The 8,091-nt window shown below is 54.4% G+C and carries 6 protein-coding genes and 1 pseudogene; all 7 read right to left on the bottom strand.

The window, feature by feature from the left end; genetic code table 11:
• Positions 1 to 188: 188 nt before the first annotated feature.
• The gene (locus GOX53_RS29525) at positions 189 to 782 is read right to left on the bottom strand and encodes a zinc-binding dehydrogenase (RefSeq protein ID WP_256415920.1); all 594 of its coding nucleotides are present in this window, start codon (positions 780 to 782) and stop codon (positions 189 to 191) included.
• Positions 783 to 1,694 (bottom strand): annotated as a pseudogene (locus tag GOX53_RS29520) (IS91 family transposase); the annotation flags it as partial.
• 12 nt (positions 1,695 to 1,706) lie between these two features.
• Positions 1,707 to 2,579, bottom strand: coding sequence for a site-specific integrase (locus GOX53_RS28330; RefSeq protein ID WP_171182229.1), 873 nt, complete (start codon positions 2,577 to 2,579; stop codon positions 1,707 to 1,709).
• 262 nt (positions 2,580 to 2,841) lie between these two features.
• Positions 2,842 to 4,071, bottom strand: a complete 1,230-nt coding sequence (locus tag GOX53_RS28325) for an ATP-binding protein (protein ID WP_171182228.1) — start codon at positions 4,069 to 4,071, stop codon at positions 2,842 to 2,844.
• 156 nt (positions 4,072 to 4,227) lie between these two features.
• Positions 4,228 to 5,295 (bottom strand): helix-turn-helix domain-containing protein, encoded by a 1,068-nt coding sequence (locus tag GOX53_RS28320; RefSeq protein WP_171182227.1) that lies wholly within the window; start codon positions 5,293 to 5,295, stop codon positions 4,228 to 4,230.
• Between the two features lie 178 nt (positions 5,296 to 5,473).
• Positions 5,474 to 6,442 carry a plasmid partitioning protein RepB gene (repB, locus tag GOX53_RS28315; protein WP_171182226.1) on the bottom strand — a complete coding sequence of 323 codons (969 nt, stop codon included), beginning with the start codon at positions 6,440 to 6,442 and terminating at the stop codon, positions 5,474 to 5,476.
• A complete protein-coding gene (gene repA / locus GOX53_RS28310; RefSeq protein WP_171182225.1) occupies positions 6,442 to 7,626 on the bottom strand; it encodes a plasmid partitioning protein RepA in 1,185 nt (394 codons plus the stop codon). Before repA ends, repB begins: the two co-directional genes overlap by 1 nt.
• Positions 7,627 to 8,091: the final 465 nt, after the last annotated feature.

Here is an 8,091-nt window from a genome sequence, read left to right as displayed (position 1 = left end):
AAGCAACTTCACCATGCCGCCTGATCACACCGTCACCAACTTTCGGGCATAGCTCGCTCCGAAATGGTACATCCCTCTCTGAACGGACATCCACTGGGACCGGTAAACGCCTTGTTTGGCTGGTGGGCGAGAAAGAAAGATGTACCCGTCGCCTTTGCGTACACACATCCTCTACGCCCCCAACGGATCTAGGCGTTTATGTCGACCAGAACGCGGCCCTTTACCTGACCTTTGAGGATATCGCGCCCAAGAGCCGGCAAATCAGAAAGCATTGCCGGGTGAACCATAGCATCGAGTTTATCCATCGGAAGATCGGTGGCGATACGTTCCCATGCTTCCACACGGGATACATAAGGCTGCAGGACCGAGTCGATGCCCAGAAGGTTAACACCACGCAGAATAAACGGCGTAATTAGTGCACCTTCAATTGCTGCTCCGCCCGCAAGCCCGATTGCAGCGACAGATGTACCATATTTCATCTGTTTGAGAACACGTCCCAACATGGCGCCTGCGACTGCATCAATGCAGCTAGCCCATACTTCCGCTTCAAGCGGTTTACGCGTCACTTCTGCGAGATCTTCGCGCGGAACGATCTGTGTCGCACCCAGTTCCTTCAGGTAGTCTGCCGTTTCAGGGCGTCCGGTGACCGCAGCCACTTCGTAGCCTAAATTCGCAAGGATTGCCGTCGCGACTGAACCAACGCCTCCGGCGGCGCCCGTTACGAGGACCGGACCGTTGTTTTTCGCAAGTCCCTGTCGCTCAAGCGCAAGAACGGCCAGCATTGCGGTTATGGGCAGGCGCATGACCTTCATCCGATCACCGCGTTTGATGCGGTAGTCTTTCCAGCGGAAGGCCACCGTGTCGCCATTGGTATTGACGAGGCGGTGATTGGAGATCGCCACCCGGTGCGTATAGCGGCTCAGGTACGCCAGGACTGCCTCGGGTCCTCCGAAGGGTGGTTTGGCATAGACGACCCATTCGGTTTTGCGCAGCGGCGCGAGATAGGCTGCAAAGCTGGCGAGGTCGGCCAGTCCCGCCAGATCGCCAAAGAAGCGCAGCTTGCCAGCCCGGTGCAAGCGGGTCAGTCCTTCAAGGAACAAACACCGGAACAGCCGGGACAGGACCCGCACCGGAAGGAAAAACCCGGGTCGGCAGTCGATCCACCGGGTGCCATCCGGCGACAATCCACCGCCTGGCACGATGACATGGACATGCGGGTGGTGCGTCATCGCTGACCCCCATGTGTGCAGCACGCTCGTCATGCCGATCTTTGCGCCGAGGTGTTTTGGGTCGCTGGCGATGGTCATAAGCGTCTCCGAGGACATCTTGAACAGGAGGCCGTAGACCGCCGCCTTGTTCTGATAGGCAATGTCGGCGATCTGAGCTGGCAGAGTGAAGACCACATGGAAGTATTCGACCGGCAACAGGTCCTCGATACGCGCCTGCATCCAGTCCCGCGCCGCGGCACCCTGGCACTTCGGGCAATGCCGGTTGCGGCATGAGTTATAGGCAACGTGCTGGTGGCCGCATTTGGTGCAGGCCGACACATGGCCGCCAAGGGCGGCGGTGCGACAATTCTCGATGGCGGACATCACCTTCAACTGTGGAAGGTTCAGATGGCCGTCATTTGCCCGGCGATAGGCAGGCCCGTGGGCGCGGAAGATATCCGCGACCTCCAGTCTGGGTCTGGGCATGAAGGCCCGGGCTTATCCGGGACCGGCCTCCTTGCGCGCCAACAGATCAAGTGGGCTGGTCACGTCCTGGATCGTTTTGGTCGCCACCTTGGTATAGACCGTCGTCGTCTCCAGTTTGGCATGACCAAGCAGCACCTGGATCACCCGGATGTCTGTCCCGCTTTCCAACAAATGGGTGGCGAAGCTGTGCCGCAGGGTGTGGGGTGACACCTTCTTTTTGATCTCGGCGAAGTCGCAGGCTACCCCAAACGCACGGTTGAACTGTCGGGTCGAGATGGGATCAACCCGGTTGCGCCCGGGAAAGTGCCAGCCTGCAGGGCGTGCCTCGCGATAATAGTCACGCAGCAATTCCAGCAGACACGGTGACAGCATGACGTGCCGGTCCTTGCGGCCCTTGCCTTGCTCGACGCGGACCAGCATCCGGTCGCTGTCGATATCGCCAACCTTCAGATGCGTCACCTCGCTCGCCCGCAGCCCGCCGCCATAGGCCACGCTGAAGGCTGCCCGGTATCTGAGCCCGGGCCCGGGTGCTGCTTCGAGGATGCGCGCCACCTCCTCGGCGCTCAGCACCACCGGGATTTTCTTCGCCACCCGCTGATACCGCATATGCCGCTTCATCACAGGTCGGGGACAGGTCGTCGCGAAGAAGAAACTCAGCACCGTCAGCCGGTTGTTGAACGTCGGCGCGCCAACGCCGCGGTCCTTCATATCAAGCTGAAAGGCGCGCAATTCCTCCGGCGTCGCCGTATCCGGCGAATGCCCCAGAAACCGCGTGAACTCTCGCATCGCCCGCAAATACATCGTCTGGGTCTTCGGTAGCAGCCCCTTGATCCGCATATCTTCGAGAAACCGCTGGCGCAGAGCCGGAACATATTGATCGGTCATCACGACCTCCTGTCATCAAATTGAGAAGGTCCCAATCGTCAGACAGGCGCGCACAGCCGCAAATCCGCTGTGCTCAGATCAGTGCGCTTCACGCGTCACAAGCGCCCCTACCGCGAAAGCGGTTTCGTCCTTGTCCCGCAATGCGGTCATTGGCACTAAGCGCAGCGAACTTCAGCTTTCCGCCCTTGGTGCTGAAAACTACATGCTGCGAACGGAGTTAGCGACGGTTTAAGCCCCCCTGCCCTCCCTTAGCCTTACGCGTTCATCCAGTCGCTGCCCACATGCAGGAAATTGGAGCCGCAAACATGTTGTCTGCGAAGGGTACAACCTGATCGTGGTCGTAGAGAACAAGCCCCTGAACAAACTTGTCGCCACATGCTTCCGCCAATTTGCGCATCCCGGAAAAGTCGCTGGAAGTAACTGTTGCGGACGACTTCACCTCGATCCCGACAATCTCTCCACGGCTATTTTCCAGAACAATATCGACTTCGTTCCGATCTTTGTCGCGGAAATGCGAAAACGTGCACCTTTGTTCGCTCCAGGTGGCAGTTTTACGCAATTCGCTGAACACAAATGTTTCCAGGATCGACCCGAAGGGCGTCTTTTCCTTTCTGACAGTATCCGGGGTGACGCTGCGCATTGCCGCGAGAAGGCCTGCATCAAGAAAGTGCAGCTTGGGGGATTTGGTGAGGCGCTTCAGGCGATTTGTGAACCATGGCTGTAAGCTATGCACGAGAAAGAGGCTTTCAAACACGCGCACATATTTCTGGGTGGTCACATGATTCAGACTAATGGCAGCACCGATCCCTGAATAGTTGACCAGTTGGCCGGAATACTCCGCAAGAACTGCCAGTAGTCTCGGCATGATGGCAAGTTGTTCGATCTGGGCCACGTCGCGGACGTCTCGTTGGACAATTGCGTCAATATAATCGCGGTACCAATCCTGCTTTCGCCTCCATCTTTTCCGTCCAAGCGCCTCCGGATAACCACCAGATAGAACTGTCTCAACAAGGTCGTCCCCAATGATCAGCTTGTCTACGACAGGGTTCTTTGCATCGAATGCCCTGTCGATAAAGCTCGACTTCGTTTCAAGGATTTCTGTTTGGCTGAGGGGAAGGAGACGAACAATTTCCATTCGCCCAGCAAGGGAGTCCGCGACCTTCGGAATGGTCATGAGGTTGGCAGAACCGGTTAGCAGAAACCTCCCTGCCCTTCTGTCATCGTCCACCGCTTTCTTAATAGCCAGAAGTAGGTCAGGTGCCCGCTGGATCTCGTCGATAACTGCCCGGTCCAGTCCGCGAATAAAACCGACAGGATCGTCGATAGCTGATTGCAAGACAGTCGCATCGTCCAAGGTTAGAAAAGGAACTTTGTCGGAGGCGATGTCTGTTGCAAGTGTTGTCTTGCCGGACTGACGGGGTCCAGAGATGAGAACAACACGCGTGTCGGACAGCGCTTCCTCTATTCGCGTTTTGGCAAATCTTGGATACATGCTAGAACCACTTCACCTCGACCGTTTGAAAGTACGTGCCCGACCGTTTGAAAGTCAACATCCGACTAATTGAAATCTGCGACCCTGAAGATTGAAAGCACTGACTGAGTTTAGACCGTCACAACAGGTATATTTCTTCATGGCTTCTTTCAGTAGTCAGGACGAGATCCTTCGAATACAAGCCTTAGGTGCTAACAGGGCTGTTGGTTTCATTTCACCACTGTCGATCTTCGCCAACAGAGTAATCATGTAAGACCCATGAGACTGTATTTTCTCAGCGCGTTGGAAGATGTATCCCAGAACCATGAAACGAACAGCTGAGCCATGTGTGGACTTCATAGCGTACCAGGTCTGGCCCAGCTGTAGATAAGCGGCGATGTCGTCCATAAGACGATCGCAATGTGCTTGATCCCGTGCAAAGCGTAGTTCGGAACACAACCGTGGAAAACTATGCTCCATTTGATCTGCTGAAACCTGAACCTGAGAAAGTTTTTCTTTCTTAACTTCTGGATTCAAAGAGTCCTCTTTATGCCCCTCAATTTCATTGTCATTGGCCCTCAAATTTTCTGCATCTACCGGTGTTACCTCGGAGATTTCCACAGAGATTTCGGCTAGCAGTTCGCTGAGCACGTTTGCGTCCGGTTTACGGCGCAGTGTATTGCGCACAGTCGCCATCAAATCTGAGATCGCGCTATCGTCTGCCACGAGTTCCTTGAGGCGAGCCAGAGCGGCTGAAACCTTGTCGCGTAGCACTGTGAATTCAAGAACACGGTCAGCATGTTTCTGCGCTTCCTGGATGAATTCCGCATGCCGTTCCGACAATGGCATCAGGGACAGCCCAGTTGCGGTGACCACCCTACCCTGCCGGTCCCGGCGCGCCCAACGTTTACCGTTAGCGCTCATGACGCGACGAATAAGCCCGAGCTCCACTAACGCCGAGATGTGACGTTCAACAGTTTGAAGGCTGACGTGAGTTCGCTTGGCAATCGCCGCGTTGGAGGCGAAGCAGATATGGTGATCATCCTGGTCAAGGGAAATCTGATCTCCGTTCATAAACGAAATCATCGCCCTCAGGACATTGAGGGATGTGGATTTAAGTCCAAGCGGTTCTCTGGCTTCCTCAACGGCTCGAAGAAGCATCCATTTTTTTGGCGTAATAGCCCCCTGCCCTGCCGTTCCCGACAAGGTTGCTCCGTTTGGAGCCAATGCTGTTACTGTTTTCATGAGTTTATGTCAGCAGACAAAAAATACCCGTTCGCTCAGGAGCGTTTTCTCTTGTATGGCGATTCGGGGACTGCTAGATTCTAGGTGTCTAATCTAAGAATTGCGCTGAGCGCAGCAGCCCTCGAAGCTCCGGTTTCGGGGGTTTTTCTTTGCTTGCCTTCCTCCTTTCTGCTCGTCCTCAGTTATTCTGTTTGTTGTTTACAGCTGTAAACTCGGCGTGTGATCGCTTGATGATTTCAGTCAGATTCTTATCCAACCAATCTGCAAAACCGGCGTTCGAACCCTTCTTTCTAACTGACAATGTAAGAGATCCGCTGCTGGACTTGATGGTCACACCTTCGATGGGGCTAGTTTCAGCAACGCCGTCCTTTTGTCGGGCTCCACGTTTTGCAGCTGCTTTAAGTAGGGTTTCTAGCCGGTCATCTGAGGAAACCGATGGCTCAATGGCTTGAAGCCATCCAATTGCGTCATCTCTTGTTAGCTTGCCCGCCAAGAACTGCTCGGCAAGTGCCGTCCACCTCGGGCGGCCAGACTTTGGCGCTGCTCCGATCATTTCTCCGACCTCTGAAGGAACGTTTTGCGTGACCTTAGTAAGGTGGGACAATCCTGATGCAGACAGGTTTAGAACTTGCTTCACCGTGGCGGTTTCATGCCCAGCGGTCTGAATTGCTTCCGCAAAGCGAGCTTTTTCGTAGAACGACAGGTTTCGCCTGGCTGCGTTTTCAAGGCCCTTGGCCAGAAGCGCCGATGCATCGTCTATATCTTGGACATTGGCGCGAACTTTGATTTTGAGTTCACGACATGCTTTGAGCCTTCTCCTCCCATAAATCGCCTCGTAACGACCGTCGGCCTTCGACCTCCTAACGAGGATGGGCACTTGTTGACCACCGTCTTGGATACTCGACTTCAAACTCTCAAAACTGTCGTCATCTTCATCTGGGTTTACAGCTGTAAACTCACCAAGCCGATCAATCGGCCCCCAATCGTCTATGAGAGCCGGATCAATTTCTCTGATTGCGGCGAGGGATCCTTGAAGCGCACCGAGGGCAGGGGCGTTGGCTTTTGCCGGTTTGTTTGCGGACTTGGACCCGGAACGCGCAATCGTGCTCGCGATACCCGACATTTCTTGAAGCGATTTTCTAGCCATTAGCTGCGTCCCCATGCTTGGTGGATCAATTGCTCTACCTCTGAGCCGATCGCATCCATTGAGTTCTTTGCCCGGTCATAGGTTGCGCGTGTCATTTCCGAACGCACAACCTCGTAGATCGACTGTTTGAGCATTGTGGCGTCACTGATTGCAGTACTCTTCAGAGCCGTTGCTGACATAACGCGGTCCTGAAACAGTGCTCGCATGAACGAAGCCAGCTGTTGAGACGGAACGTCTGTTGGTTCGTCACGTGTTATCAGGAACTTGAAGCTGTCGTATTCGAGAGTGGCGCCGGCGTCCTCAATGACAGCCATATAAGCACCAGCAAGTTCGAGAAATTGAGCTGTCGAAGACACGTCCAACATGGAAGGTGTTAATGGCACGAGCAAAGAACTAGCGGCCGCCATCCCCGCGATCGTCAAGAATCCGAGTTGAGGTGGGCTATCAATAAGAACAAGGTCGAAATCGTCTTCCACTTCGGCCAGAGCATTCCGTATTCTCGTAAAAAACGGATGGTCGGGGTTGGAGTGGACGGCTGATTCCGTCTCAAATTCAGAAAGAACAAGCCGTGACGGTGCCACAGACAGTCCGGGGAAGTATGTCGGAAGTACGACATCCGCCATTTGAACTGGGTCTTCATAGCGAATGGCATCGTATATCGTTAGCCCGTCGAACTCGATTTCAGGGCTGATGCCGCACATGGATGTAAGCGAGCCTTGGGGGTCTAGGTCAACGGCCAGCACACGGTATCCGCGAAGCGCGAAATAATGGGCTAAATGAATTGTTGTAGTGCTTTTGCTGCTGCCACCTTTGAAGTTCATCAACTGCCAGACTTGAAGTTTCTCTCCTTCCGTCCGGCGAGGGATATAGCGTCCTCGTTTGCGTGAGGTCTTCTCAAGCGTTTCGCGGGCCTCCCAAAGCTCTTGGGCGGTATAGTAACGTCGACCGCTTCGCACGTCTTTTGGTTCAGGAATTGTACCTTCTGAGTGGACCTTGCGCATGAATTGACCTGAGACACCCAGAAGTTCGGCCGCTTCTGGTGCTGCGAATGTGCGTAGTGATTTTGTGTTGTCAGGAGCAAAGGCAGCAAGAAGGTGTTCTCGGATAGCCGAGTTCAATCTCTCGGAAATTTCCGTTGCGAGTGCCGATGGTCGATCTGCCGTAAGTGGTGTCACGGGAATCATGTAGTTGCCTCAAATTTAGAAATGTGGTCATTTTCGCGCCACTTGAGACAAACAGCCGTGATTCACTGCCCTAAGTCAAGGAATTTCGCCTATATTGTGGGTATTGCGAACCGGTTGACTACATGCGCTTAGTATCAGAGCAGGGTGGTTTACAGTTGTAAACCCGGTAGAAGGGAGTTTTGGGCTTTCAAACCCGAGGTAGTACTTCCGCACACAAGGTAGGCATTCGTGTAATACTTCTCTGAACGCTCCGCTTTGAGTTGAGCCTGCCCAGCCGATTGTTGAGGCTATGAATGAGCGAACTGCACTACAAGATGGGCAGCAGGGAAGGGCAGGGAGTTAGTTGAGCTGACTGGGAAAATATTCAACTCAACAGATCCGTCGCCGGGTTGTCGGTGATCTCAACGTCGTCATAGTATTTCTGCGCCTGGACCATTGAGCGGTGCAGTGACAGGCGCATGGCGG

Source organism: Ruegeria sp. HKCCD8929 (assembly GCF_013031405.1).
Classification (GTDB): Bacteria; Pseudomonadota; Alphaproteobacteria; order Rhodobacterales; family Rhodobacteraceae; genus Ruegeria.
This window is presented reverse-complemented; position numbering and strand designations above follow the sequence as displayed.

Bases quoted from the DNA above. Each gene is read 5' to 3' on its own strand.
- GOX53_RS29525 (WP_256415920.1), bottom strand. From the start codon at position 782: ATGCTGGCCGTTCTTGCGCTTGAGCGACAGGGACTTGCGAAAAACAAC.
- GOX53_RS28330 (WP_171182229.1), bottom strand. From the start codon at position 2,579: ATGACCGATCAATATGTTCCGGCTCTGCGCCAGCGGTTTCTCGAAGAT.
- GOX53_RS28325 (WP_171182228.1), bottom strand. From the start codon at position 4,071: ATGTATCCAAGATTTGCCAAAACGCGAATAGAGGAAGCGCTGTCCGAC.
- GOX53_RS28320 (WP_171182227.1), bottom strand. From the start codon at position 5,295: ATGAAAACAGTAACAGCATTGGCTCCAAACGGAGCAACCTTGTCGGGA.
- repB (WP_171182226.1), bottom strand. From the start codon at position 6,442: ATGGCTAGAAAATCGCTTCAAGAAATGTCGGGTATCGCGAGCACGATT.
- repA (WP_171182225.1), bottom strand. From the start codon at position 7,626: ATGATTCCCGTGACACCACTTACGGCAGATCGACCATCGGCACTCGCA.